This window comes from Pedobacter sp. WC2501, from assembly GCF_052682415.1.
In genome coordinates this window covers 338093-364296 of record NZ_JBQZFI010000001.1, presented here as the reverse complement: position 1 = coordinate 364296, position 26204 = coordinate 338093, and the positions used below count along the sequence as shown (strand labels likewise).

Here is a 26204-nt window from a genome sequence, read left to right as displayed (position 1 = left end):
GTTGATTCGCAAAATGTCTAAAAAAAATAAAGTGAAGCGTAAGTGTAGGTGGTAAAACGCCAGGCGCAAACCGCCAAACAGAAAGAATATTGCGATAAGCGTATGGCACGGAAAACGCCAAGCGCCATGCGCTAAGCACTAAACATTTATAAAAAGATATAAAGTAAAATTATGGTAGAGGTAAGACCAGACGAAGTATCGGCAATTATCAGACAGCAATTGGCGGGCTTCAAATCAGAAACCGAACTGGAAGAAGTTGGTACCGTGTTGCAAGTGGGCGACGGTATTGCCCGTGTTTACGGTTTAACTAAAGTTCAATCGGGAGAGTTAGTTGAATTTGCAAACGGCTTACAAGGTATTGTATTAAACCTTGAAGAAGATAACGTTGGTGTGGTACTTTTGGGTGCTTCAGACGAGATCAAAGAAGGTGATACGATTAAACGTACCAAAAAAATTGCCTCTATTAAAGTTGGTGAAGGTATGCTTGGCCGCGTAGTGAACACTTTAGGTGAGCCTTTAGATGGTAAAGGTCCGATCTTAGGTGAAACTTACGAAATGCCTTTAGAGCGTAAAGCACCAGGTGTAATTTACCGTCAACCGGTAAATGAGCCTTTACAAACTGGTATTAAAGCAATCGATGCAATGATTCCAATCGGTCGTGGTCAACGTGAGTTGGTTATCGGCGACCGTCAGATTGGTAAAACTGCCGTTTGTATCGATACCATTATTAACCAAAAAGAATTTTATGAAGCAGGCCAGCCTGTGTTCTGTATTTATGTTGCTATCGGTCAGAAAAACTCTACTGTTGCCAATATTGTACGTACACTAGAAGAAAACGGCGCTTTACCATATACAGTTGTTGTTGCTGCTTCGGCTGCAGATCCTGCTCCAATGCAGTTTTATGCTCCGTTTGCAGGTGCTGCGATTGGTGAGTTTTTCCGTGATACAGGTAGACCAGCTTTAATTGTTTATGATGATTTATCTAAACAGGCAGTTGCTTACCGTGAGGTATCTTTATTACTTCGTCGTCCACCGGGCCGTGAAGCTTATCCAGGTGACGTTTTCTACTTACACAGTCGTTTATTAGAAAGAGCTGCGAAAATCAACGCTAACGATGATATCGCTAAAGCAATGAACGATTTACCTGAGTCGATTAAACATATCGTTAAAGGTGGTGGTTCATTAACTGCACTTCCAATTATCGAAACACAAGCGGGTGACGTTTCTGCATATATTCCAACCAACGTAATTTCGATTACTGATGGTCAGATCTTCTTAGAGTCGAACTTGTTCAACTCAGGTATCCGTCCGGCAATTAACGTAGGTATCTCAGTATCACGTGTAGGTGGTAATGCGCAGATTAAATCGATGAAAAAAGTAGCAGGTACTTTAAAGTTAGATCAGGCTCAATACCGCGAGTTAGAGGCTTTCTCTAAATTCGGTTCTGATTTGGATGCTGCAACGAAATCGGTATTGGATAAAGGTGCACGTAACGTACAAATGTTAAAGCAAGCTCAGTTTACACCTTTTACAGTTGAAAAACAGGTAGCTATCGTTTATGCAGGTACTAAAAACCTAATGCGTAGTGTACCAGTAGATAAAGTAAAGGAATTCGAAACAGAATATTTAACTCAATTGGAGATGCGTCATCCAGAAACTTTAGCGGCATTAAAAGCTGGTAAATTTGATGATACCATTACTGGTGTATTAGATACCGTAGCAAAAGAGATTTCAAGTAAATATTAATTAGATACAAGTAGCGAGTATCAAGTAGCAAGACAGATAAATGAATCCAATCTTGATACTTGATACTTAATACTCGATACTTAAAGAATGGCTAATTTAAAAGAAGTAAGAAACCGGATTGCATCGGTACAGTCAACACAGCAGATTACCAAGGCTATGAAAATGGTTTCGGCAGCAAAGTTGAAACGTGCTACCAATGCAATTATCGCTTTACGTCCTTATGCAACTAAACTGAAAGAGATTTTAGGTAATCTGTCAGCAAGTTTAGAGGGATCGTCATCGCCTTTTATCCAGGAGCGTGAGCCCAATAAGGTTTTAATTGTTACTGTATCTTCAAACCGTGGTTTGGCTGGTGCTTTTAACATGAACGTAATTAAAGCGGCCAACAATTTAATTGCTGAGAAATATAGCGAACAGTTGAAAAACGGTAATGTGAGCATTATTTCTATTGGTAAGAAAACTCAGGATTTTTACGAAAAACGTAACTATAACGTAATTGGTAATAATAATGAAGTGTATGCTGCTCTAACTTTCGAAAACGTAACTAAGATTACCGATGCAATTATGGCGGGCTTTGTTAAAGGAGACTTTGATAAGGTAGAGGTTGTTTACAACCGTTTTAAAAATGCGGCAGTTCAAATTATTACTTCTGAGCAGTTGTTGCCTTTGCCTAAAGCAGAAGAAACAGCAGTGGATCAGAAAGCTGATAAGAAAACAACAAACGTTGATTATATTTTAGAGCCTTCTCAAGAAGAAATTGTAGAGCAGTTAATTCCTAAATCAGTAAAAATTCAGTTATATAAAGCTGTTTTAGATTCTCATGCTTCTGAGCACGGCGCACGTATGACATCAATGGATAAAGCAACTGAAAATGCGGGTGAGTTATTGAAAGCTTTAAAACTTTCATACAACCAGGCACGTCAGGCAGCAATTACAACTGAGTTAACTGAGATTGTAAGTGGTGCAGCAGCATTGAACGGATAAGTTAGTCTATAGTCGGAAGTCTTTAGTCTTCAGTCAAATAATACAAAGCCCATTTCTTAATTGAGATGGGTTTTTTTATAAGTAATTGAATCATAATCCAAAATTATTATATTTTTTACGGATTGTAATCCAAAATTATTATATTTTTTATGGATTGTAATCCAAAATTATTATACTTTTGTGTAAGAATCTTTTATTATGATTGTTCGTAAACAGTTGGATTATGCTTTTGCAAGGCTTTTTAAAGGGAAAGCCTTTATCATCTTTGGACCACGCCAAACCGGTAAAACAACTTTTGTTGAACAGTTATTAGCTAAGGTGGCTAAAAAGACCCTGTACCTTAATGGGGATGATGCAGACGTACGCGAAGCTTTGGCTAAACCCAATGCGGCACAAATAGCACAAATGCTCGCTGGCTACGAAGTGCTTTTTATAGACGAGGCCCAAAGAATCAATGATGTAGGTTTGCTCATTAAAATTATTGTGGATCGCTTTAAGCCTGTTCAGGTTATTGCTACGGGTTCATCAGCATTTGAGTTATCAGGGAAAATAAACGAGCCCTTAACCGGTAGAAAATATGAAATGATGCTTTTGCCATTTTCATACGCAGAGCTGGTAAATGATACTGACTTTATTACCGAAGAAAGATCGCTGGAGCGACGTTTAATTTATGGTTCCTATCCCGAGATTATTAACGACCCGCAGAACGCAGAGGAGCATTTAAAATTACTCGCAGATAGTTATCTATATAAAGATCTTTTTACTTTGGAAGATGTTAAAAAGCCGCTACTTTTCGAAAAAATTGTGAAGGCACTGGCTTTGCAGGTTGGGAGCGAAGTTAACTTTTCTGAACTGGCACAACTGGTAAAGGCGGATCAAAAAACCGTAGATAAGTACATCAGTCTACTCGAAAAATCTTTCGTGGTTTTTAGCTTACCTGCCTTTTCGGGTAATGTGCGCAACGAAATTAAAAAAAACAAAAAGATTTATTTTTATGATACAGGTATTGTAAATGCCATTACGCGGAATTTTAATCCGATAGCAAACAGGAATGATGTTGGTGCACTATTTGAAAATTATATGATTGCTGAACGGATTAAGTTTTTGCACCAGAACCAGATAGAAGCAGAATGTTTTTTCTGGCGTACTACGCAACAACAGGAAATTGATTATATAGAAAAAACAAAAGAAAAACTTTTGGCTGTTGAGTTTAAATGGAGCGAAAGAGGGAAAAATAAAATTCCACTTACTTTTACGCATGCTTACCCCGATGCGGAAACATCATTAATATCGAAAGCTGATAGGGGAATTTTTTTGAACGGTTAAATGAATGCTGCATCACAGGAGTTTAATATCTTTGTAGCCTAATATCAGGTTATGAAAAAATACATCCTCATTATCTTATTGACTGTTCCGTTTTTTGTTAAAGCTCAAAATCCTGCCCGTGATTATACCAATGCAGTGCTTTGGCAGCAAACTTCGGGCGAGTATAGGGCCTTATGTTTCCAGGCTTATAACTTTGCCCATTTATCGTTAAAAGAAGCTTTATGGGCCGATACCAGTAAAAAACCAAATTGTGTAATTGTCGATATTGATGAAACCGTTTTGGATAATTCTGCTTTCCAGGGGCACGAAATTAAAAAAGGACTAAGTTATGTATCTGAAGACTGGACCGAATGGACAAGTCTGGCCCAGGCCGACACTGTTCCGGGTGCATTGGCTTTTTTAAAGTTTGCAGCATCAAAGAACATCGAAACCTTTTATGTAAGCAACCGCGATGAAAAAGATTATGCAGCTACGCTAAAAAATTTGCAGCACTTTGGCTTTCCTTATGCAGATGATGCACATTTAGTGGTTTCAAAAGGAACCTCAAATAAAGAACCGCGCCGCCAAAAAATTACAGAAACGCACAATATTCTATTGCTATGTGGCGATAATTTAAGCGATTTCAGTAACATTTTTTATCGCGAAAATAAAAATACCTTCGAGCAGGTAAACACAAATCAGCACCTATTTGGAACAAAGTATATTGTGTTGCCCAACCCAATGTACGGCGATTGGGAAAAGCCTTTGTATCAGGGAGAAAAACTTAGTGATAAGGATAAAGCGAAACAAAGATTAGAACGATTAAAAAGTTACTAAGTTTTATAATTATTCAGCAATAAGTATTACTTTTGCAGCATCATAAAAATAAACATTATGGAGAACAACGAATTAAAGCACAATACAGAAAGTATGAAAACGGCTAACCAGCCAGGAATTTATAAATTAATGATTTTTGGTGTACTGGTTTGCATGGTGGGTACTTACGCACGTTTCGCTTACGATTCGTGGCAAGTATCATTAGCATCCTGGATTGTTTTGTTCATTGGTGCAATTATTGCCATTAAAGGTGTATTCAAAATATTAGACGCATAAGCGTTCTATTATCAAAATATAAAGCCGGTCATGTTCATTCATGACCGGCTTTTTTGTTTCATCGCCCAACTGACAGGTTTAAATAAAATTTAGCGCGCCTTTCGGGTTTAGAATAGGAAGGTAGAACCATATAATCTAAACCTGACAGGAGCGGACATCCCGATTTTTCATCGGGATAAAGTGGATGGCAGGGCTTTCGGGACCGATGTGCACAGTAACCTGCTTTTCAAAAAAAGACTGCTATGAATCTCAGCTGGCTTGTAGTAAGTTGATTTAGGTTGTCAATTTTTTTTTTAATGAGCAGTTCTGTTTTAATGGCAGAGCGCAGTCCTGCTATCGCTTCAAGTCCTCGCTCGTACCTCGCTGTGGTCTTTTCGCTTTATCAGGTTTAATAACAACAGTTCTGTGTTACAACGAAAAAAACTGCTTTCAATTCCTAAGAATTTTTAATAATTCCCTCCTCAAAACACCCTTCCCACAGCGCTAAAACCAACATTGGGTTACCTAAATATAATTTTTGTATTAAGGGTAAATACAGCGTTAAAACTAACCAATTACGCTACACTTCTTATGGCCATTTGAAGCAAATATTTAAAATGATTATTATTTAGAACCACACAATCATGAAAAGGAATATTATTGCTATAGCCATAGTTTTAACAATTTTTGGCTGCCAGAAATCGAATGAAAAGTATGCAAGCGCTGATACCGCGGTGCTGGAGCCGTTGAGCAAAGAATCTGCGGATAGTACTGCCGCTGAGAAAATCATCAAAACTGCTGATATGCGGTTTAGGGTGAAAGACGTTCAAAACACGAAAGAACAGCTGAGCAAAACCATTAAAGCGGAAGGGGGAACTGTTGCAGAGTTTTCGATCGAAAGTACCATCCAGGAAACCGATAAGGTTAAACAATCTACCGATTCACTAAAAGAAATTACTTCCTATCGCACCCAGGGTTATCTAGTGGCAAAAGTTCCGTCAGAGAAGCTGGATGAATTTACCAATACCATTGCAAGAATGGCTGTTTTTGTCGATCACCAATCAATGAAGATGGATGATCAAAGTATTGCTTATTTAGCCAATAAACTAAAGGCGCAGAACAGAGTAGATGCGATTGAAAAAATTAATAAAGTAGCCTCGAAAAAAAGCGCCAATGTAGAATCGTCACTTTACATCAAAGATGATTATGTAGATAAGAAAATTGAGAACATGCAGATTGATAGCCGTGTGAAATTCAGTACCATTACCCTTAATTTTTATCAGGACAATACAGTAAAAACCATGATTGTGGCCAATGATAATCTGTACGACTACCGCCCGGCATTTGTAAACAGACTTTGGTTGGGTATTGTAAACGGGTGGACGATTTTTAAAGAAATCATCATCGCAATTTCCAATTTATGGATGTTGATATTGGTTGGTTTTGCAATCTTCTTCACTATAAAATATTTTATTCGCAGGAATAAATTAAAAATCGAAGAAGCGACTAAAAATAGGATTGATCAGGCTGCCAACAATAAATAGCTTATTTCATTACTGCGCCATGGTTCGTGTCAGTACGGACCATTTATGCTTTAACAAAAAAGGATTGCTTCACTCTGATGATCGGTGAGTCACCGACCATGAAATCGTTGATAACGATGGACTATATTGTTTTAATGAGGCTGGATCATAATTGTAATTCAATCGAATTTGTCACGTTGAGCTCAACTTGTACTGAGCTTGACCAATGTATCGAAACGCCTTGTAAAACATTTAAAAACAGGTCCTTCGACAAGCTACCATTGACGTTATTTTACAAATTATTATTAATCAATACCTTAATTACTTTAGTATTTCCGCCCAGCTAGGCCATAGCACCATATCTCCGTTCTACTTAAATCCGGCCTAACAAATTTTTCGGGCTGCACTGTCCAAGCCAACCTACTAGCTTTGAAAGAAAAATTTTCAGCCGGCAGTTTTTGTTTTTTCACTTGCTTTTATTTTTTCAATTGTGTTCAAGCTAGCTGCGCTGGTCTTTTTGATGCCAAAAAGAAAGAGCCGTTCGGCGGCGGCGAGCCGAGGCAAGACCGCGCCTTGGGACAAGAGAAGACAATTATACGTCACTCATATTGATTTTAAACAATTAATTAGCCCTCAGGATGACAATTCTACATTTATGAGACAGCCTCATCGAATTCATTTAAGATTACTTCTTTGCCTTAACTGCTATACCTTTAACCTTAGTTTTATTATCACTTACAAAAGATTCCCAGCCCGAATAGGTTTTTGATTTACCACCTGTGGTAATTTTCTGAAAAGAATGGCAAACAGCAACAGCCAAACCATCGGTAGCATCTAAAAACTCTGGTGTTTCCTTAAAATTGAGTAAGCGCTGCAGCATGGCTGCTACCTGTTCTTTCGTGGCATTACCACTACCGGTAATGGATTGTTTGATCTTACGTGGAGAATATTCGGTAACTGAAATATTTCTGGACAACGCGGCTGCAATAGCAATACCTTGCGCACGGCCGAGTTTTAATAAAACCTGAATATTTTTACCATAAAATGGTGCCTCGATAGCTAGGACATCAGGTTTATATTGATCGATTAAAACCACTGTTTTTTCAAATATCCGTTGAAGTTTGAGGAATGGATCGTCTAAGTGGGTCATTTTAACCACTCCCAAACTGATCAATTCCGTTTTATTTCCCTTCTCTAAAATTACGCCATAACCCATCACCGCCGTTCCTGGATCAATGCCCATTATAACCCGCTCCTTTTTTTCGTTCAACATTACAGCAATATTAAGCATATTTGCAAACTAAAAAGATAATCTTGACAGGCAAGAACAAAAAAATATTATCGCTTTTTATCAAAGTCGCAATTGTAATGTTTGCCTTTTGGTTTATTTACCATAAACTCGTTGCGAATAAAAATCTGCACGATTTCAGTACACTATTAAAAGATATCCCTCAAACAGAAATAATCACGATAATCGGTATAGTGGTACTTCTGATGTTTGTAAACTGGTTTTTAGAGGCAGGTAAATGGCAATACTTAATGAGCCATATCGAACCCATCAGTTTTTACAAGGCCATCGAATCTGTTTTCTGTGGTTTAACGCTTGCTATTTTCACGCCAAACAGATTAGGAGAATATGGTGGCCGTGTATTTTTCCTCTCTCCACGGAGAAGAATTGTTGGGATAGTGGCTATGAGTGTGGGCAGTATTGGTCAATTGGTGCTGACCAATGTTTTTGGAGCCATTGCAGCCTGCTTTTTCGTGTACCGCTTTATCCCGATCGATAGGGTACTATTTATTGCATTGGTTTTTTTTGCGGTAATTTTTTGCCTGTTTTTTCTGATTTTTTACTTTAACATCCGTTGGTTAAATGGGATTTTATTATCCTTCAAATTCACCAGGAAATACAAGAAATTTTATAGCATTTTAGCTAGGTACAAAAAGAGGGAACTATTCAGAATTATCACTTATTGTTTTGCCCGTTACCTGATATTCAGTTCGCAATATTTCATCCTTTTTATCTGGCTGGTACCTGGATTACATTATGCAGATATTGTGATGATGACCTGTTTGCTATTTTTGGTACAGTCGGCACTGCCTTCACTGGATCTTTTTGATGTTGGTATTAGAAGTGTCACTGCGGTTGAGCTATTTAAACATGTAACGGATCAGCACGTAGCTGTTATTGCATGTACTGCCAGTATTTGGCTCATAAATATTATAATTCCTGCTATCTTAGGCACTTATTTCGTTTTTAAACTCAATTTTTTTGGAAATCTTAAATCTAACTAGTCTATTTTCTGCTGCTTTAACTTTAATTTATGGTTTTTTGGTGCTTAATTTTATCAGGGGGTGGCATAACCTGATCTATTTCACGCCACAAAAATCTGATCCCCGAACCAAAGTTTCTATTATAGTTGCTGCAAGGGATGAGGAAGCGAATATCGCCAAAACGATTAATGATCTGATTGCTCAACAATATCCTAAAGCTTTAACGGAGATTATTATTATTGATGACCATTCTACTGATAGAACGGCAGAAATTGTGTTGAGCTATGCCGACAGTAATGTGAAACTAATTAAGTTAAATGAGGATAGGGCATTAAACTCATATAAGAAGAAAGCAATACAAACAGCTATCGGCACCTGCTCCGGCGATCTGATCATTACTACTGATGCTGATTGCAGGATGGAACATAATTGGCTGGTTACCATTGTAAATTTATACGAGCAAAAGAACTATAAAATGATCTCTTCGCCTGTAGCTTATTTTCAGGAGAAAAGTTTCTTTGAGCGATTACAGTCCTTAGAATTTCTTTATCTTATTGGCTTAGGGGCATCTACTATAGGAAACAAACAGCCATCTACTTGTAACGGTGCAAATTTGGCCTATGAAAAAACAACTTTTTATGAAGTTGGTGGCTTTCAGGGAATAGATGATCTGGCATCAGGCGATGATGAGTTGCTGTTGCATAAAATTGCGGCCAAATATCCAGATCAGATTGGTTTCCTTAAAAATAGAGAAGCCATTGTATACACCCATGCAAAAGAAACCTTAGGCTCGTTTATACAGCAGCGCAAACGTTGGGCTTCAAAGAGTACCCGTTATAAAAACAAGGCTATTATCGTGTTGGGTGTGTTGATTTGGATCTTCAACCTATCTATTCTTGCAAATTTTATCACCGGACTCTTTATTCCAGGGTTTTTAACCATTACATTTTATCAATTATTGGTTAAAATGATTTTAGAAACACTATTTTTATGGGACGTAACTGGCTTTGCCAAAAGGCGCAGTTTACTCATTTTAATACCTGTTTTAAATGTACTTCATGTAATTTACATGGTGTACATTGGTATTGCCGGAAACAGCGGAAAATACAATTGGAAAGGCAGAATGGTTCGATAATGGATAATAGCCCATCAAAAAAAGTATGGTTAAAGTTTAAGCGGAATAAGCTGGCCTTCAGCGGGCTGGTCTTTATCCTGCTATTAATGCTGATGGGTATTTTGGGTTATTTAATTATGCCCGATCATTCTCCAGATGCAAATGTGCAAACACTTCAATTAAACAAAAAGAAACCCGGAAGCACCTTTACGTTTTTAATCATCAGCAGGAACCCTAAAGTAGAAAAAGTTAACCTTTTCGAGAGAATGCTCAATGGGCAAACGCCTAATTTTAAAAGCATCCCGATTACTTCTTACAAGATAAAAGATAAAGATGTTTTTGTACAGGAATATATTGGCGAGGATGAAAAAGCTAAGGAAACCAGATATGAACTGAAAGATTTATGTCTAAATTGTGTTTTACCTTCAAAAATAGGAACACCACAAGCGCTCTTTGAAGAAAATAACATTTATACACGCACCTATATTTTAGGGACTGATATTTATGGACGTGATTTATTAAGCCGGTTGATTTTAGGCATTCGCGTTTCATTATCTGTGGGCTTAATGGCGGTGCTCATTTCACTTTTTATAGGCGTGAGTTTAGGAGCCATTGCGGGTTATTTTGGTGGCAGGATAGATGCCGCAATCAGTTGGTTTATGAATGTGGTTTGGTCGCTACCATCATTACTACTCGTTATTGCGATATCTTTTGCTTTGGGGAAAGGTTTTTGGCAGATCTTTATTGCAGTTGGTTTATCAACCTGGGTAGATGTAGCCCGATTGGTGCGTGGGCAGGTGATGGCTTTAAAAGAGGTAGAGTTTGTTGAAGCTGCCAGAGCCTTAGGTTTTAGCACCAGCCGAACCATTATCAAACACATATTGCCAAACATCGCCGGTCCGATTTTAGTTGTGGCTTCATCCAATTTTGCATCTGCTATATTGTTAGAAACCGGCTTGAGCTTTTTAGGCTTTGGTGCGCAACCACCCATGCCAAGCTGGGGGAGCATGATTAAAGAACATTATGGTTATATCATTATGGATGCAGCTTATCTCGCCGTTTTGCCCGGTTTAGCCATTATGTTTACGGTATATGCCTTTAATGTACTTGCCATAGGTTTACGTGATGCCTTTGATGTAAAAGGACAAAACGTAACCGTTTAATCATAATCATAAAAAAAGCAGTACCAATTGGCACTGCTTAATTCTTAAAACAAAAGCTTAAGCTGTTGCGGTCAATGTGTTTCCTAAAACAGTAAGCGGATAAACTTTGGTTGAATCTGATCTATTTTGCTTTTTTCTTATCAAAAGAAAACCTACGTGCTATACTAAAGCCCCAGCGGTATTGCCCTTTAAGCCACGAAGTATTCGTATCGGTAATAAATTGCGATTCCTGTATTGCGGTGGCATTGGTGAAATTGAGGTGAAAAATATGTCCTCCGGTTTCAAACTCAAGTCCGGCACCAAGCGTTTTGTAATATTTGGTTCCCAATGTACTTTCGAGATAAGCCTCTTTATTTTTATCCCTGAATGGAATGGTATAATCGGCTACAAAAGCCATGCGTTTGGTAATTTTGATACGACCACCAACCGACAAGGCAAGCATATCGTTCTGGTCACCAAAAACGGTAAAATTGCGGTGTACATACGATGGCATTACCAGCATTGAAAAGTTTGAATTAAACTTACGCGCAATTACGGCTTGCACCACGTAGGTTAAGCGATCCTGGAATTCGCCAAATGCATTTGCCGCGGTGGGGTCGGTTGAAGCTTTCGCTGCCGAAAGAGTAGTGCTGCCGAATAACGTTACTGCAACGGGCACTTTGTCATCAGCGGTTTGTTCCATTAAACGGTATTTTAAATTCCCTTCGTAAAGCTGTGTAACTACACCGGCTCCTTTTGCCCTTGATAAACCAACGGAAAGCCTGTCGCTGAGCCCGTATTCGAAGCCAATTCGGATATCTGTTGATTGATCCAGCCCAAAAAAGTTTTTGGTACCACCTGCACTACCTGCAATATCGCCAAAACGGTGATCTACCCTAAAATCCAGTTCATTTTTATAAATGGTTTCATTGGTCTGGATATTGATCAGTTTGGTTGCCTTAAAAGTAGCCTGTACATTCTTTTTTTCAGCAGGTATCTGCAATGCTTTTTCGAGCGAATCTTGTGCAAAAGCCAAAGTAGGCAAGAGGGTAATAGATAGGTATAAAAGAGATTTTAGACGAACTTTCATAAGTTTTATTTTTTGGGTTGATAAATAGCGGTCATTTTTACCTGTATGGTTTCTGCAATCTGTTTAAAAACGATCGTTGGGATTTTGATACCATGATCGGCCAGTTTTACATTAAATGTAGAAGTAGCTTTTGCCTCATCGCCGGTAATTACTAACGATCCTTTTGTTGTATATTCTTTGGTTACGCCATGGATTTGCAGGTTACCCTTAACCGTAACGGGATAAGTACCAGGTTTTGAAAAATCGATCTGTTCTAGAATTTTTCCTTTAAAATCAGAAGTTGGGAACTTATCGCTCTCCATATAATTTTCGTTAAAATGCTCCTGCATCAGTTTTTTCTTAAACTGAAAAGAAGTATTGTTGATTTTGAAAATGATATCGTTGGTTTTGGTATTAAGTGCCGAAGCACCTGTTTTACTCTGTGCATCGATATCTTCTACAGGTGTTGAAGAGAAAAATGAAGAAGTTACGCTTTTACTTACCCAGATCTGCGCTTTTATACCTGTACATAATAACAAGGCTATTAGGGTGAAAAATAGTTTTTGCATCGGTGTTTTGTTTAAATTTTTAATGGAAACATCTTGATTTAGCGTTAATGTTTATTTGTTATTCTGGCATACCTTTATCAACCCAGGCTTGTAATAACTCTCTTTCACTGGCTGTTAGGGATCCACCTTGTGGCATTGTTTTGGTAACCAGAACAGCATTTGCTACTCGTGCATCATTTTTTATAGAGGCTAAACCATTTAAGGCCCATACGCCTTTCAATCCCCCATTAGGGCCATGGCAGCTATTACATTTAGTTTGAAATAGTGCGCCGGCAAAATTGTTGTAGGTTACATTGGAAGTGGTTACCGCTGTCGGACCTGTAGGAGCTGCTGGTTTTAATTCCTCAGCCTGCCTTTTTGAGCAGGCAAATAGTAAGGCCGTAATTGCGGCTAATAAAAAGATTGAATTTTGTTTTTTCATAGGTGTTTATTTAAGATTAAAATTGTTGGAAGATTCATTTCTATATATTCATTTATGATTGCGGCTCAATGGAATTTTACGGGAACGGCCGATTTTTTTTAAAATTTATGTTCTGTTTGTTTGAAAAGCATAACTATTATTGATAATAAGCACGGTTTTATGTAATTTCTGCTGAAATCTTAATCGTTACGTAGCTTTCTAAGGATTGGTTGCCTGCGGGAATAAAAAAAATAAAAAAAGCCGTTCCGATTTTACATTGGAACGGCTTTCGAGATAAATTCTATCTAAAACCTAGTTAAAATCTTCGGCCTTTAAAGGTGGATTGATTTTAATGTCTTTAATTACAACTGAAAACTCCTGGGTACCTTGTGGGCTTGATACCGATTGAGTTAAGGTAAACGGAAATAATACATCGCCTACTTTTTTGTAGTTTGAATATTCCGTAGACTGATTAATTTCAGCACCGCCTTTGGTCGTGGTGCTTTCGTCTTTTAAAAGCAAACCCGATTTGGTGTCGTAGTATTCAGTTTTCTTTTTGCCAGATGGAGTGGTGATATTTAATTTAAAAGCATCGGCTGTACCTACCCTCGCTGTCCCAGCTGTTTCAATTTTCGTTCCGTCAGTTGCATAGTACAGTTGAGCACCGTAACCTTTATCATCTTTCCTTTCAGTCAGATCATCGCCGGTTAATTCAGCTTTCTGGCCCATTTGCATTGCATATCCTGTTTTACCATTGTAAACCTGTTTCATCGCAGTCTGGCCACCCATAGAAATTTCCATGCTGCTTAAGTTAGGCGCCATATTTTTAATGGTAACCGCAAGCTTTTGACCTTGCATATCCATTTCACCATTTTGTTGTAATGAAGTAATTTTTTTGATTGCTTCTGCACCGCCAATGGCTTTAATATAGTTGCTGATAATCTGGGCTGGTACCGGAGGAGGAGGGGCAAGTGTAACATCAAGTGCTTTAACGGGATTTGCATAATTGTCGAATACTTGTGGGTTAAATTTAGCCCTTAATAATCCCGGTACAAAAGCTTCACTTTTACCTACAATAACAATGCGGGTATTATCATGGTTATAATATTTTTTGGCTACCCTTAAAATATCATCTGTAGTTACCGCATTAATCTTTTGTAAATAAGTGCGGTAAAAATCTTTAGGTAAGTTATTAATTAAGATATTGCTTGCGAAGCCTGCTGTACGCGCCGGATTTTCCAAGCCTAGTGCAAATGATCCATTGAAAAGATTTTTTGCATTCTGTAATTCATCAGCAGTAACCTTTGTGGTACGGATGGTGTTAATTTCTCTTAAAAATTCTACTACTGCACTATCCACTTTTTCATTTCTGACTGCTGCATTAGCTGAAAATTTGGATTGGAAACGGCCTGATCCAGTGCTTGAATATGCACCATAAGTAAAGCCATGTTTCTCACGAAGGTTGCCAAATAATCTCGATTCAGAACCGCCACCTAAAATCTGGTTTGCCAATAAAACCGGGAAATAATCAGGACTGCTCATTGGCAGGTCGATTAGGTTTACCAGTGTAATTTCAGATTGAACAGCGTTGCTTACATTGATGATATCCACTTCTGTTTTGGCAGGATTAGCAACTTTGGTCAATGCCGGTAAGCTTAAAGCTGTTCCTTTCCAATCGCCAAAAGCTTTCTCTGCCAATGCTTTTGCTGCTTCAGGCTTAATATCGCCAACCAAGGTTAAGTAACCTCTTGATGGGGTAATGTATTTTTTATAAGCTGTTTTAACATCATCTAAAGTAATTCCATTTAAAGAAGCTTCGGTTTCGAACTCGCCATAAGGGTGGTTTTTGCCATAAGCTAAAGCATTTACCACACGGGCCGAAATGGCTTTTGCACTTTTCTCGTTGGATTTTAATCCAGTGATGGCCTGCGACTTTAATTTTTCAAAAGATTCTGCTGGAAAAGCAGGTTTACGGATGCTTTCGGTCATTAGGGTAAATGCCTGAGGGAAGTAACGGGTTAAGGCCGATACCGAACCACCACTTGCACCTGCGCTTACATCAGCACCCAGCTGATCTACCGCTTCATCAAATTGTGCCTTCGTTTTAGTTGTGGTTCCCTCATTTAGCATACTACCCATTAAGCTCACTACGCCGGCTTTTGCACCTTCGGTAATGGGGCCTGCATCTATACTGTAACTTGCTGATACTTTAGGTAGCTTATGGTTTTCTACCACCAGGACGGTGATGCCGTTTGCTAATTTATAAATAACAGGATCGCCAACAGTAATCACGGGTGCCGGACCTGCTTTTGGTTTATGGCTTCGATCTATAGTTTGTGCTGAAATACCTTGAGCCAATAAGGAAACTGCAGCTATAATGAATAATTTTTTCATGTTTTTAATAATTAAAATGAAAAGCGGTCAGCTTATTTCTTAGGTAAGTAATACAATACAACTCTTTGGTTTTTGTTCAGGTACTTTTTAGCAACATCCCTGATCTCCTCGCGGGTGATGGACCTGATTACCTCTAATTCCTTATTGATATCATTTGTATCCTTATCATGGAAAGTATAGCCATTGGCCAAATTTTCGGCAACACCCAACATTTTACTATTTGCACTTACATAGTTGTTTTCGAATTTATTCTGCAGTTTTTTATAGTCACTTTCGCTGATTAAATCGGTTTGAAGGCGTAAAACTTCTTCATCAATGTCTTTTAATAAATCGTTAAGGGGTGTATTACTATTGGGTAATGCCAGGGTGATATAAGCACCATAATCTTCAAGTGAATAGTTAAAAGCAGCAACCTGTAAAGCTGTTTTCTTTTGATCGACCATTTTAGTGCTTAATCTTGAGCTTCCACCTTCTGATAAAATAGAGCTAATCATGCCCAACACCTTGCTCTCTCTACTCTTCATACCCGGTACGCGATAAGCTGCAAAGATGGCTGGGATCTGGATATTGGCATCGTAAGCGGTATCGATAATTTCTTTGGTAATTTCTGGCAATTTGTATTCTTGACGAACAATGGGGGCACCTTTAGGTACTTCAGTAAAATATGATTTTACCAAAGCTTTGGTCTTCTCTACATCTAAATCGCCGGCAATGGTTAAAACGGCATTGTTAGGCACGTAGTATTTCTTAAAGAAAGCAATAAACTCGCTCAGTTTTGCAGCGTCTAAGTGCTCCATTGAACCAATCGGTTGCCAACGGTATGGATGACCATCAAACAAATGGCCGAAAATTTTCTCTGTAAATTTTCCATAAGGCGCATTGTCTATGCGTAAACGTTTTTCTTCTTTTACTACTTCATTTTGTGTTTTTACGCCACCTTCGTTAATTACCGGGTGTAACATTCTTTCACTTTCTAGCCATAAACCGAGTTCTAATTGGTTTGATGGAAAAAGTTCATAATAAAAAGTACGGTCTTGAGAAGTATTGGCATTGTTCTGGCCGCCATTACTGCTGACCAGTTTCATAAACTCACCGCGTTTAATGTTGTCGGAGCCTTCAAATAATAAATGTTCAAAAAAGTGGGCAAAGCCTGTACGTTGGGTTTCTTCATCTTTAGAACCAACATGATACATTACCGAAACGGCAACAACGGGAGCGGTTTTGTCTTGGTGTAGGATGACATGGAGACCATTGTCCAGGTTGAATTCCGTAAACTGTACTTTTTGGGCAGAAGCACTTAAGCACAGACCGGAAATGGCCAAAGCAAAGAGAATTCTTTTTTTCATTAGTAGTTTTTTTAAAATGATTAAAAATAATCAAAAGCGAAAGCGAGCAATTATTTTATTAATAAGTTAATTTGGATTTTTTACTAGCGTGAAACAATTATAAGAACGGACCTAAATTATGGATTTAAACAAAAAAAGCGAGCATTTATACTCGCTTTTTTGTTTATTTTATCTCCAGGCTTTGTATTGGTTAATTAAGCCATTGGTTGAACTATCGTGGCTCGAAACTTTTTCGTTGTCAGTCAGTTCAGGAAGAATCTTTTTGGCCAATTGTTTGCCAAGTTCTACTCCCCACTGATCGAAACTAAAGATGTTCCAGATAATTCCCTGAACAAATATTTTATGCTCGTACATGGCTACTAAGCTACCTAAAGTATATGGAGTTACTTTTTTCAACAATATTGAGTTTGTTGGACGATTGCCTTCGAATACTTTAAATGGAGCAATTTTTTCAATTTCTGAATCAGATTTACCTTCCTTCTTTAATTCGGCTGTTACTTCTTCTTCGGTTTTACCGTTCATTAATGCTTCTGTTTGGGCAAAAAAGTTCGATAATAAGATAGGGTGATGATCGCCCAGTGGGTTTAAGCTCTGCGCCGGAGCAATAAAATCGGCAGGAATAATCCGGGTACCTTGATGAATTAACTGATAAAAGGCATGCTGACCATTTGTACCTGGTTCGCCCCAGATAATCGGTCCGGTTTCATAATCAACCTCGTTGCCGTTTCTATCAACATGTTTACCATTACTCTCCATATCTCCCTGTTGGAAATAAGCAGCAAAACGGTGCATATATTGGTCGTAAGGTAAGATAACCTGCGTTTCTGCATTGTAGAAATTGATATACCAAACACCTAACAAACCTAATATTACAGGTAGGTTACTTTCAAATTCGGCAGTTTTAAAGTGGTTATCAGTTGCATGTGCACCAGCCAGCAGTTGTTTAAAATTATCGAAGCCTATACTTAATGAAATGGATAAGCCGATAGCACTCCATAAAGAGTAACGACCGCCAACCCAATCCCAAAACTCAAACATGTTCTCTGTATCGATGCCAAAAGCAGAAACGTCTTTGGCATTGGTCGATAATGCTGCAAAGTGTTTAGCAATATCACTTTCTTTGCCGCCTTTTTCTAAAAACCAGGTACGTGCAGAATGTGCATTCGTCATGGTTTCTTGTGTAGTAAATGTTTTTGATGCTACCAGGAATAACGTTGTTTCGGCATTCAGACCCGCTAATGTTTCGGCGATGTGTGTACCATCAATATTCGAAACAAAGTGAATATTTAAGTGGTTTTTATAGTGTTTTAAAGCTTCGGTAACCATTACAGGGCCTAAATCAGAGCCTCCAATTCCAATATTTACGATATCAGTAATGGCTTTACCAGTATAACCTTTCCATTCACCGCTGATGATACTGTTGCTAAATTTCTCCATTTTAGCCAATACTGCATTTACTTCAGGCATTACATCTTTGCCATCAACTAAAATTGGCGTATTGCTTAAATTACGTAAGGCAATATGAAGTACCGAACGGTCTTCGGTTTCATTAATCTTATCACCGTTATACATTGATTTTATCGCTTCATCCAGTTTACACTCGCGTGCCAGTTGAATCAATAGTGCTAATGTTTCATCGCTGATGCGGTTTTTGCTGTAATCCAGCATGATATCCTCAAAAAAAACAGAAAACTTATTGAAACGATCTACATCTTCAGCAAAAAGATCTTTAATGCTTTTTTGATTAATATCTATAAAATGATCGGCTAAATACTTATAGGCCTCAGTTTCTGTGAAATTTACTTTAGGTAACATAATCTTTGTTTTTTTGTAAAAGTAATAAAGCAAAAATTTAAAATGGCCTTTTTAATGTTCTAAATCAATAAGAATTTTTAATGTTGATTAAACTAAGAAGAGTTGTCAACTTTAATAGCAAACCTGCCATTAAAGTTGACAACTCTAAAATCCATTTTGGAAAATTTAGCACCGATACCTGCAGACTACTGTTTTTATCTGTTCAGGTAAAACCAACCCCATCTCTTCCTAAAAATGATTATCTTAGGGCAACCTAAACTAAACCATTCATTTATGAAGAAAATATCCCTGATCGGTTTTTCGCTACTGGCGTTAAATTCTTTTGCACAAAAATCAGATTTAAGGCCATTGGTTTCAAAAAAAGCGGATGCCATTGAACAAAAAGTAATTGCCTGGCGACGTGACTTTCACGAACATCCAGAGTTGGGAAATACCGAAGTAAGAACAGCCGGTATTATTGCAAAACATTTAGAATCTTTAGGCATAAAAATAAAAACAGGTGTTGCCAAAACAGGAGTAGTTGGTGTGTTAAAAGGAGGTAAACCCGGGCCAGTAGTGGCTTTACGTGCTGATATGGATGGCTTACAGGTTACCGAGCGGGTAGATGTTCCATTTGCCTCGAAAGTGAAAACACAGTATAACGGGCAAGAGGTTGGTGTAATGCATGCCTGTGGACATGATAGTCATGTGGCTATTTTAATGGGGGTAGCAGAAGTGCTGGCGTCTATGCAAAAAGATATTCAAGGGACGGTGAAATTTATATTTCAACCTGCTGAGGAAGGCGTACCTGCGGGAGATGAAGGTGGCGCAGCATTGATGATTAAGGAAGGTGTGCTCGAAAACCCTAAAGTTGATGTGATTTTCGGTTTACACATCAACTCTCAAACTGAGGTTGGCGATGTAACCTATCGCCCGGGTGGAACCATGGCCGCCGTAAACGATATGAAAATTACGGTTACCGGAAGGCAGGCACATGGGGCATACCCATGGAGTAGTATAGATCCCGTGGTGATTTCTGCACAGATTATTAATAGCCTGCAAACTATCGTAAGTAGAAATTTAAATGTGACCGAAAACCCTGGAGTAGTGACCATTGGTGCCATTAATGGTGGTGTGCGATCGAACATTATCCCCGAAAAGGTAGAGATGTTAGGTACAGTGCGCAACTTTAGTAAGGAAGATGAGGCCATGTTTATCGAAAGGATTAAAACCATCGCTACGAAAACAGCTGAGGCAGGTGGGGCAACAGCCGAAGTGAAAATTCCTTACAGTAATCACTATCCGGTTACCTTTAATAATATTGCACTAACCGAAAAGATGTTGCCAAGCATGGAATTAACAGCAGGTAAAAATCACGTGAAATTAAAACCACCGGTTACCGGTGCAGAAGATTTCTCTTTTTTCCAGGAAAAAGTACCTGGTTTATTTGTGTTTTTAGGAGGCATGCCAAAAGGTAAAGATCCTTTGAAAGCGGCATCTCACCATACACCGGATTTTTACCTTGATGAAAGCGGTTTTGTTTTAGGGGTTAAATTACTCTCCAGTCTAACGCTGGATTATATGTCGATGAAAAAATAAGAGGTTCATGAGTTCATTTGTCATTGGTTTATTAGTCATGGTGCATGAATAAAGAAATAAAATTGGTTAACAAACAGTAAAGGATCAGTTTTAATTGAAATTGCTTTCCGCCATGCGCTATGCTCAAAGCGATTTTATATATTTGTTCCATGACCAAAGAAAATATTCAGGATTTAAGGGACAGAGTAACGTCGCTGAGGAGGTATCTTTGACGTTGATGAGCTACTTTACGCCATTCGCGAAGAAGAAAAATTAACAATGGCGCCCGATTTCTGGGACGACCCTAAAAAAGCAGAAAAAATTCTTGCCGAAATCAGTTCAAAGAAAAAATGGACAGATGGCTTTAACCAAACCAGCAACGCGGTTGAGGATGCAGTGGTGATGTTTGAGTTTTTTCAATCCGGAGATGCTTCAGAAGCTGAACTTCAGGATCAGTTCGAAATCGCCAAAACTGCTGTAGAAGAACTCGAACTTAAAAATATGCTGCGCAGCAAAGAAGACCAGCTTTCTGCAGTATTACAAATTACTGCCGGAGCTGGAGGAACTGAAAGCTGCGATTGGGCTTACATGCTGATGCGGATGTATATGATGTGGGGTGAAAAGAACGGTTACAAAATTACCGAACAGGATAGCCAGGAAGGGGAGGTTGCGGGGATAAAATCGGTAACACTTCAATTCGATGGCGATTTTTCTTACGGTTACCTGAAAGGCGAAAATGGGGTACATCGTTTAGTGCGTATTTCTCCTTTCGATTCGAATGCACGTAGACATACTTCTTTTGCCTCGGTATATGTTTATCCTTTAGTTGATGATACCATTCAGATTGATATCAACCCCGCCGATATTGAATTTGAAACATTCAGGGCGGGCGGTGCCGGCGGACAAAATGTGAACAAAGTTGAGACAGCTGTGCGTTTATATCATAAACCATCTGGTATCATTATTAAAAACCAGGAGTCGCGATCGCAATTACAGAATAAAGAGAATGCGATTCGGTTGCTTAAATCTCAATTGTACGAGATCGAAGAAAGGAAACGTAATGAAGCAATTGCTGCGGTAGAAGGATCGAAAAAGAAAATTGAATGGGGTTCGCAAATCAGAAGTTATGTTTTGGACGACAGGCGCGTGAAAGACCACCGTACCAATTACCAGACCTCTAATCCTGATGCCGTTTTAAATGGCGATATAAATGACTTTTTGAAAGCTTATTTAATGGAATTTTAAAATAAAAAAATGTCAAAATCATCCATCATCATAATTTTATTGCTTATGGCAATGTACAATGCTAATGCGCAAGAAGTTGTGCCATTATATCCAGATGAAATTCCAGGTGCAAAACCTACGCCAGCAACCTATATAGAAAATACCGAAGTCCGCTCAAATGGCACTTTAAGTATTACCAAAGTATCAATACCTACATTAACTGTTTTCGAAGCACCTAAAAACATTGCCACCGGTACAGCGGTAATCATTTGCCCGGGTGGGGGTTATGGTGCTTTGGCCTTTAGTCATGAAGGTACTGATGTAGCTAAACGCTTTAATGCCATTGGAGTAACTGCCTTTGTATTGAAATACCGTTTGCCGAGCGATGAAATTATGGTTGATAAGACCTATGGGCCGTTGCAAGATGCACAGCAAGCCATTTACCTGGTTAGAAAAAATGCGAAAAAATATAAGATTAAGACCGATAAGATTGGGGTTATGGGTTTTTCTGCCGGTGGACATTTTGCTTCAACTTTGGTTGCTCATTATAACGATCTTAAAATTTCAGATCATGAAAAGATAGATCTGAGACCGAATTTTGCCGCATTAATTTACCCTGTAATTAGTTTCGAAGAATCAGTACATACGGGTACGATGAAGAATTTATTGGGACCAAATCCTGCTGATAGTTTAAAACATTATTTCTCGGCCAATAAAAATGTGAACAAAAAAACGCCCCCTGTTTTCTTTGTACATGCTAAAGATGACAAAACAGTTCCTTATGAAAATAGTGTTTTAATGAATGAAGCACTAAAGCAGAATAAGGTAGATACTGATATTTATCTCTATGAAAATGGTGGTCATGGCTTTGGTCTGATTAATAAAACTTCAGATGTTGACTGGTTTAACTTGCTGGCTGACTGGATGAAAAAAGGGAAATTTTAATATCTTTGCGGATATTTTAACCTCTTAACCAGAAATATCAATGCAAAAAACAATCAAATATGCCATTGTAGCCTTTATTGCCATCATCACAATTGCGGGTTGTAAAAAAGAAATTAATTATAATGCTAAATTTGCTAACGGCGGAAACGGCTGTAAACTGGCGAGTGTTGATACTGATTTAGGCATATTGGGCAAATATTCACTCAGCTATACTTATGATGCATCAGGTAGATTGGCTAAAGTTACCAGTGATGGTGAAAGTAGGGTATATACCTATACGGCAACAAAAATTACGGGTGTATTACCTGATGGTGAAATAACCGAACTCACCATATCAGATGGGAAAGCGGTTTCGAGCTACAATTCAGATTTTTTTAATGTAAATGGTGTAAGCATTCCGGTAACCAGAAATTATGCTTATAATGCTGATGGCTATTTAAGTGTAGTGAAGAGCTATTTAGACAAAAAATTAAATTCTACTACCGAACTTACTTATTCGAATGGTAACCTGGTACAAAGCAAAATTACCTATGCCGAAGATAACGAAGTGGAAACAACCACATACGAATATTCGAGCCAGTTATCGGTTAATCCTTACGAAACCTCAGATCCTGTCTCGTTGATTGTGGATTATATGCCTGGTGGTTATTTTGGTAAATATTCTAAAAATGTGGTGATAAAATCTATACAGCGTTCATCAAAATCAGATGATCAGTTGGTTTCTGATTACAGTTACAAATTTGATGCTAAGGGAAATGCAACTTATACTGCCGTAAAAAGTGCGCAGAAACTGGGCGATGGAACCGTATTAAACGAATCTTCTTTAACCTTTAGTCTGGTATATATCTGCAAATAAAAAATATTTACCTTCAATAGCACCTTTTTGTAAAGAAATAAAAATAATAGAGCCTGATCATCAATCTTGATTGGGCTTTCTGTTTTTTATCTACTTTTCAAGACTACAGTGGTCCAGCTGAATAAAAGCGCTCATTTTACCACTCTAATTTTACGATTTAGCCCCTTATTTTTTATTAATTGTTTGTATAAATTTGTTTACGCATACGTCGGTTTAACTTTGGTATGCTACAAATGATCTAACCAGATGCCTAAAAAATATACAAGCAGATTTACAGTTTTAAATTTAAATATGCTTGTATTTCAGTTTTTTATGAAGTTAGATCAAACATAATGCTTTTACAATTAACCAAATATTTACCTAATTCAAAAAAAATGAGAAAAGAAACAATGAAATGGTACCTGCTATTGGTATGCTTGTTTACCGGGCTTTTATCCTGCAAAAAAGATAAGGCTGAAGTTAAATCGGAAAATGGCCAGGTTAAAGCCTGGGAGACCTTAATTGATGGCAATTCTTTTGCCAGCTATGCTAATTTTGAAGCGCAATGGAATTATAACTATCCCTGGGGTACTGATCATAATGGTTCGGCACGCATGGTGGGCAGTTCTTCTAACCATAATCAAATCTCTTTAAGCGGAGGGATATTAACAATTAAAGCTACCCGCTTAGCTACATCGCCTGGAAACAGTACCGCTAATGGATTCACCAACGTGGCCATTTGGTATAACTCTGGCGCATGCCATGCCAAGCAACAGGTGCTCATTAACGATCAGTTTCCTAGTTATACCATTTCAGGAGATTTTGCCGTGCCAACTAGTAAAGGCACCTGGCCTGCATTCTGGATTACGGGCGTTAATTCGTGGCCACCGGAAAGCGATATTATGGAGTTTAAAGGCAATAATACCAATTGGCAAAACACTTATGATGGTGGTTGGGAAAATAAACTTACAGCAGTTTCTAATGCAGGTTCGTACCACAATTATAAATGCTGGTACAACAAAGTCAGTGCAACTGATGTAGATTGCCATTATTACATTGATAATGTTTGGGTGGCCAAGCATACCATGAGTAATTCGGTAAATAAACCCATGTGGCTAATCATAAACATGCAAATGGAAGGCGATAGTGGGGCTCCTGGTCCGTCTGGTAATACTTTGTACACTGGTAAAAATATTTACCTGGGTAGAGAAAGAGCTTTCTAGTTGCTTAAACAAAAATTAATATGGAGGTAGCATTGCAGCTGCCTCCATTTGCATCATAAATAAAATATGAACAAAAATTTAATCATGCTTGGCAGTACGTTGCTCTGTGTTTTACTGATGCAGTGCAAAAAGGATGAAATAACAACTCCAGAAAACAATGTTGCTTTATTGATTAACAGGATTAATCTGCTAAGACAGAGCGGATGCAATTGTGGTGCTGAATATATGCCCTCGGTACCCAGCTTATCTTCAAATAACCAGTTGCAAAATGCGGCAATAATGCATGCAAAAGACATGGCAGAACAAAACTATTTTGATCATTTATCTCCAGATGGCGGTACTCCCGCCGAACGTGCATTAAGCGCAGGTTATAAAGGTGATTTTAGGGCAGAAAATTTAGCCAGGGGATATTCTGAGGTAGATCAGGTCATTACCGCGTGGAAAAATAGTGTAAGCCATTGTAAAGCCATGATGGATGCTAAAAGTAGTGAAGCTGGTGCAGGTATGGCACAAAATTATTGGGTAGTAACCTTCGGCAGTTCCTTATAATCTTTTATCGTTTTATCAATTATATTAAGTAAGCCGTTGCTATACAGATCATTAGCTAATTCCCAGAACATAATGCCATTTAATTTTTGATCAATTACATATTTGGTTTTTAATGAAATTGATTTTGGATCATCAAAAGTAACGAAATACCGGGTTTTCGGATTATAATAATAAGGAGCTTTCGCTACCTCATCCCAATAATAAGTATAGCCATTTTTAGTTGAGAACTGTTTGTTGAAATCCTTAAAAGCAAGGCTGCTTAAAAATTTTGTTGGCTGGTATAATCCCTGGTTCGCATTGGTGGTGTTTTCAAAAATACGGGCGTAGAATGCTGCTCCTAAAGCAATTTTTTGCGCAGGTACACCCAAACCAATTAAAGCTTTTACAGCATAATCGGCGGATAAAGTTTGTTGTGGGGTAGAATATAAAGGCGAATGATGTCCACTTTGTGATGCATATCCACCTACCAGATCGTAACTCATTACATTTACCCGGTTTACCAGTGGCATCACCTTGTCCCATTCAAAGCAAGAATCGATGCTGTTTTGGGATCCTCCGGCTGCGAAACTAATCTCTGCTTCTTTGCCAAGCTTTTCTCTCAGTTCTTTAATCAATAAAGTAAAGTTGTGCTTATCATCAGGTGTATACCTGTGCCCGGGATAACCTGAAATAGCCGGGTATTCCCAGTCTAGATCTATACCATCGGCCTTAAAAAAATCTAAAAGTGCTTTAGTTGTTTCAGCAAATGTTTTTCGCCCATCAGCTCTGCTAAATACTTCCGAACACGAAGCGCAGGCACCCCAGCCACCCATGGCAATCATTACCTTTAAATTGGGGTTACGTTTTTTGAGCTTAACCATTTTCGAAATCAAAGCCGAATCTTCAGCAGATGTGATGTTTAAACTATCGCCTTTTAAATGTCCAAAGCTGTAAATCAGGTGGCTCAGTTTTTCAATCGGGAAGCGATCTATTGCCGTGTTTTGCCCGCTATAATAGGCAATTACATTGGGTTTTACTGTTTTTTGCGCCTTTAGGCTACCAGCGAAAAGCATTAAAGCCATCAGGCAAATTCTGGGTAAATTACCAATATTTTTATACACA

23 protein-coding genes are annotated in these 26204 nt (G+C 38.3%); 15 read left to right on the top strand and 8 right to left on the bottom strand.

What is annotated here, in order from left to right:
* Positions 1-171: 171 nt before the first annotated feature.
* The 6 genes from atpA (at position 172) to ACUN24_RS01530 (ending at position 6671) form a co-directional block, all read left to right on the top strand.
* Positions 172-1746: a F0F1 ATP synthase subunit alpha gene (atpA, locus tag ACUN24_RS01555; protein ID WP_121284031.1), complete on the top strand. Its 1575-nt coding sequence runs from the start codon at positions 172-174 to the stop codon at positions 1744-1746.
* An 87-nt stretch (positions 1747-1833) separates the two neighbouring features.
* The gene (gene atpG, locus ACUN24_RS01550; protein WP_121284030.1) at positions 1834-2730 is read left to right on the top strand and encodes an ATP synthase F1 subunit gamma; all 897 of its coding nucleotides are present in this window, start codon (positions 1834-1836) and stop codon (positions 2728-2730) included.
* Positions 2731-2928: 198 nt separating this feature from the next.
* Positions 2929-4056, top strand: coding sequence for an ATP-binding protein (locus ACUN24_RS01545; RefSeq protein WP_445560950.1), 1128 nt, complete (start codon positions 2929-2931; stop codon positions 4054-4056).
* 51 nt (positions 4057-4107) lie between these two features.
* Positions 4108-4872: a 5'-nucleotidase, lipoprotein e(P4) family gene (locus ACUN24_RS01540; RefSeq protein ID WP_445560949.1), complete on the top strand. Its 765-nt coding sequence runs from the start codon at positions 4108-4110 to the stop codon at positions 4870-4872.
* Between the two features lie 57 nt (positions 4873-4929).
* On the top strand, positions 4930-5148 hold the full coding sequence (locus tag ACUN24_RS01535; RefSeq protein ID WP_029278686.1) for a hypothetical protein: 219 nt from the start codon (positions 4930-4932) through the stop codon (positions 5146-5148).
* A gap of 623 nt (positions 5149-5771) precedes the next feature.
* A complete protein-coding gene (locus ACUN24_RS01530) occupies positions 5772-6671 on the top strand; it encodes a DUF4349 domain-containing protein (RefSeq protein WP_445560948.1) in 900 nt (299 codons plus the stop codon).
* 664 nt (positions 6672-7335) lie between these two features.
* Here ACUN24_RS01530 and ruvC read toward each other — a convergent pair.
* Positions 7336-7923, bottom strand: a complete 588-nt coding sequence (ruvC, locus tag ACUN24_RS01525; RefSeq protein WP_187591872.1) for a crossover junction endodeoxyribonuclease RuvC — start codon at positions 7921-7923, stop codon at positions 7336-7338.
* A gap of 41 nt (positions 7924-7964) precedes the next feature.
* On the opposite strand from ruvC, the gene ACUN24_RS01520 reads away from it, so the two are divergent.
* The 3 genes from ACUN24_RS01520 to ACUN24_RS01510 are packed head-to-tail and all read left to right on the top strand — an operon-like array spanning position 7965 to position 11198.
* The gene (locus ACUN24_RS01520; RefSeq protein ID WP_445560947.1) at positions 7965-8942 is read left to right on the top strand and encodes a lysylphosphatidylglycerol synthase domain-containing protein; all 978 of its coding nucleotides are present in this window, start codon (positions 7965-7967) and stop codon (positions 8940-8942) included.
* Complete coding sequence (locus ACUN24_RS01515) at positions 8920-10056, top strand: glycosyltransferase family 2 protein (RefSeq protein ID WP_445560946.1); 1137 nt, start codon at positions 8920-8922, stop codon at positions 10054-10056. Before ACUN24_RS01520 ends, ACUN24_RS01515 begins: the two co-directional genes overlap by 23 nt.
* On the top strand, positions 10056-11198 hold the full coding sequence (locus ACUN24_RS01510; RefSeq protein ID WP_445560945.1) for an ABC transporter permease: 1143 nt from the start codon (positions 10056-10058) through the stop codon (positions 11196-11198). The genes ACUN24_RS01515 and ACUN24_RS01510 overlap by 1 nt, the downstream gene beginning before the upstream one ends.
* Before the next feature lie 121 nt (positions 11199-11319).
* Here the strand turns inward: ACUN24_RS01510 and ACUN24_RS01505 are convergent, their stop codons facing one another.
* From ACUN24_RS01505 to pgi, 6 genes are all read right to left on the bottom strand, one after another.
* On the bottom strand, positions 11320-12267 hold the full coding sequence (locus ACUN24_RS01505; RefSeq protein ID WP_445560944.1) for a DUF5777 family beta-barrel protein: 948 nt from the start codon (positions 12265-12267) through the stop codon (positions 11320-11322).
* A gap of 5 nt (positions 12268-12272) precedes the next feature.
* A complete protein-coding gene (locus tag ACUN24_RS01500) occupies positions 12273-12815 on the bottom strand; it encodes a YceI family protein (protein ID WP_445560943.1) in 543 nt (180 codons plus the stop codon).
* A gap of 58 nt (positions 12816-12873) precedes the next feature.
* Positions 12874-13236 carry a hypothetical protein gene (locus ACUN24_RS01495; RefSeq protein WP_445560942.1) on the bottom strand — a complete coding sequence of 121 codons (363 nt, stop codon included), beginning with the start codon at positions 13234-13236 and terminating at the stop codon, positions 12874-12876.
* A gap of 291 nt (positions 13237-13527) precedes the next feature.
* Positions 13528-15609 (bottom strand): M16 family metallopeptidase, encoded by a 2082-nt coding sequence (locus ACUN24_RS01490; RefSeq protein WP_445560941.1) that lies wholly within the window; start codon positions 15607-15609, stop codon positions 13528-13530.
* A gap of 32 nt (positions 15610-15641) precedes the next feature.
* Complete coding sequence (locus tag ACUN24_RS01485; RefSeq protein ID WP_445560940.1) at positions 15642-16955, bottom strand: M16 family metallopeptidase; 1314 nt, start codon at positions 16953-16955, stop codon at positions 15642-15644.
* A gap of 168 nt (positions 16956-17123) precedes the next feature.
* Positions 17124-18770, bottom strand: a complete 1647-nt coding sequence (gene pgi, locus ACUN24_RS01480; protein ID WP_445560939.1) for a glucose-6-phosphate isomerase — start codon at positions 18768-18770, stop codon at positions 17124-17126.
* Between the two features lie 273 nt (positions 18771-19043).
* Between pgi and ACUN24_RS01475 the strand changes: the two genes are divergently transcribed.
* The 6 genes from ACUN24_RS01475 to ACUN24_RS01450 all read left to right on the top strand — a co-directional run bounded on the left by ACUN24_RS01475 (position 19044) and on the right by ACUN24_RS01450 (position 25103).
* Positions 19044-20348, top strand: a complete 1305-nt coding sequence (locus ACUN24_RS01475) for an amidohydrolase (RefSeq protein WP_445560938.1) — start codon at positions 19044-19046, stop codon at positions 20346-20348.
* A 149-nt stretch (positions 20349-20497) separates the two neighbouring features.
* A protein-coding gene (prfB, locus tag ACUN24_RS01470; protein ID WP_132399187.1) for a peptide chain release factor 2 occupies positions 20498-21572 on the top strand; the annotation gives its coding sequence in 2 pieces (ribosomal slippage) (positions 20498-20557 and positions 20559-21572; 1074 coding nt in all).
* Positions 21573-21581: 9 nt separating this feature from the next.
* On the top strand, positions 21582-22496 hold the full coding sequence (locus ACUN24_RS01465) for an alpha/beta hydrolase (protein WP_445560937.1): 915 nt from the start codon (positions 21582-21584) through the stop codon (positions 22494-22496).
* A 40-nt stretch (positions 22497-22536) separates the two neighbouring features.
* Positions 22537-23352, top strand: a complete 816-nt coding sequence (locus ACUN24_RS01460) for a hypothetical protein (protein ID WP_445560936.1) — start codon at positions 22537-22539, stop codon at positions 23350-23352.
* A gap of 374 nt (positions 23353-23726) precedes the next feature.
* A complete protein-coding gene (locus ACUN24_RS01455) occupies positions 23727-24554 on the top strand; it encodes a glycoside hydrolase family 16 protein (protein ID WP_445560935.1) in 828 nt (275 codons plus the stop codon).
* A gap of 66 nt (positions 24555-24620) precedes the next feature.
* Entirely contained in the window at positions 24621-25103 is a 483-nt protein-coding gene (locus ACUN24_RS01450) for a CAP domain-containing protein (RefSeq protein ID WP_445560934.1), read from the top strand.
* On the opposite strand, the gene ACUN24_RS01445 is transcribed toward ACUN24_RS01450, so the two are convergent.
* Positions 25070-26203 carry a glycoside hydrolase family 18 protein gene (locus ACUN24_RS01445; protein ID WP_445560933.1) on the bottom strand — a complete coding sequence of 378 codons (1134 nt, stop codon included), beginning with the start codon at positions 26201-26203 and terminating at the stop codon, positions 25070-25072. The genes ACUN24_RS01450 and ACUN24_RS01445 overlap by 34 nt on opposite strands.
* Position 26204 lies beyond the last annotated feature (1 nt).

What these genes read in the sequence shown, in the direction of transcription:
- atpA (WP_121284031.1), top strand. Translation starts at nt 172, where the DNA reads ATGGTAGAGGTAAGACCAGACGAAGTATCGGCAATTATCAGACAGCAA.
- atpG (WP_121284030.1), top strand. Translation starts at nt 1,834, where the DNA reads ATGGCTAATTTAAAAGAAGTAAGAAACCGGATTGCATCGGTACAGTCA.
- ACUN24_RS01545 (WP_445560950.1), top strand. Translation starts at nt 2,929, where the DNA reads ATGATTGTTCGTAAACAGTTGGATTATGCTTTTGCAAGGCTTTTTAAA.
- ACUN24_RS01540 (WP_445560949.1), top strand. Translation starts at nt 4,108, where the DNA reads ATGAAAAAATACATCCTCATTATCTTATTGACTGTTCCGTTTTTTGTT.
- ACUN24_RS01535 (WP_029278686.1), top strand. Translation starts at nt 4,930, where the DNA reads ATGGAGAACAACGAATTAAAGCACAATACAGAAAGTATGAAAACGGCT.
- ACUN24_RS01530 (WP_445560948.1), top strand. Translation starts at nt 5,772, where the DNA reads ATGAAAAGGAATATTATTGCTATAGCCATAGTTTTAACAATTTTTGGC.
- ruvC (WP_187591872.1), bottom strand. Translation starts at nt 7,923, where the DNA reads ATGTTGAACGAAAAAAAGGAGCGGGTTATAATGGGCATTGATCCAGGA.
- ACUN24_RS01510 (WP_445560945.1), top strand. Translation starts at nt 10,056, where the DNA reads ATGGATAATAGCCCATCAAAAAAAGTATGGTTAAAGTTTAAGCGGAAT.
- ACUN24_RS01505 (WP_445560944.1), bottom strand. Translation starts at nt 12,267, where the DNA reads ATGAAAGTTCGTCTAAAATCTCTTTTATACCTATCTATTACCCTCTTG.
- ACUN24_RS01500 (WP_445560943.1), bottom strand. Translation starts at nt 12,815, where the DNA reads ATGCAAAAACTATTTTTCACCCTAATAGCCTTGTTATTATGTACAGGT.
- ACUN24_RS01495 (WP_445560942.1), bottom strand. Translation starts at nt 13,236, where the DNA reads ATGAAAAAACAAAATTCAATCTTTTTATTAGCCGCAATTACGGCCTTA.
- ACUN24_RS01490 (WP_445560941.1), bottom strand. Translation starts at nt 15,609, where the DNA reads ATGAAAAAATTATTCATTATAGCTGCAGTTTCCTTATTGGCTCAAGGT.
- ACUN24_RS01485 (WP_445560940.1), bottom strand. Translation starts at nt 16,955, where the DNA reads ATGAAAAAAAGAATTCTCTTTGCTTTGGCCATTTCCGGTCTGTGCTTA.
- pgi (WP_445560939.1), bottom strand. Translation starts at nt 18,770, where the DNA reads ATGTTACCTAAAGTAAATTTCACAGAAACTGAGGCCTATAAGTATTTA.
- ACUN24_RS01475 (WP_445560938.1), top strand. Translation starts at nt 19,044, where the DNA reads ATGAAGAAAATATCCCTGATCGGTTTTTCGCTACTGGCGTTAAATTCT.
- ACUN24_RS01465 (WP_445560937.1), top strand. Translation starts at nt 21,582, where the DNA reads ATGTCAAAATCATCCATCATCATAATTTTATTGCTTATGGCAATGTAC.
- ACUN24_RS01460 (WP_445560936.1), top strand. Translation starts at nt 22,537, where the DNA reads ATGCAAAAAACAATCAAATATGCCATTGTAGCCTTTATTGCCATCATC.
- ACUN24_RS01455 (WP_445560935.1), top strand. Translation starts at nt 23,727, where the DNA reads ATGAGAAAAGAAACAATGAAATGGTACCTGCTATTGGTATGCTTGTTT.
- ACUN24_RS01450 (WP_445560934.1), top strand. Translation starts at nt 24,621, where the DNA reads ATGAACAAAAATTTAATCATGCTTGGCAGTACGTTGCTCTGTGTTTTA.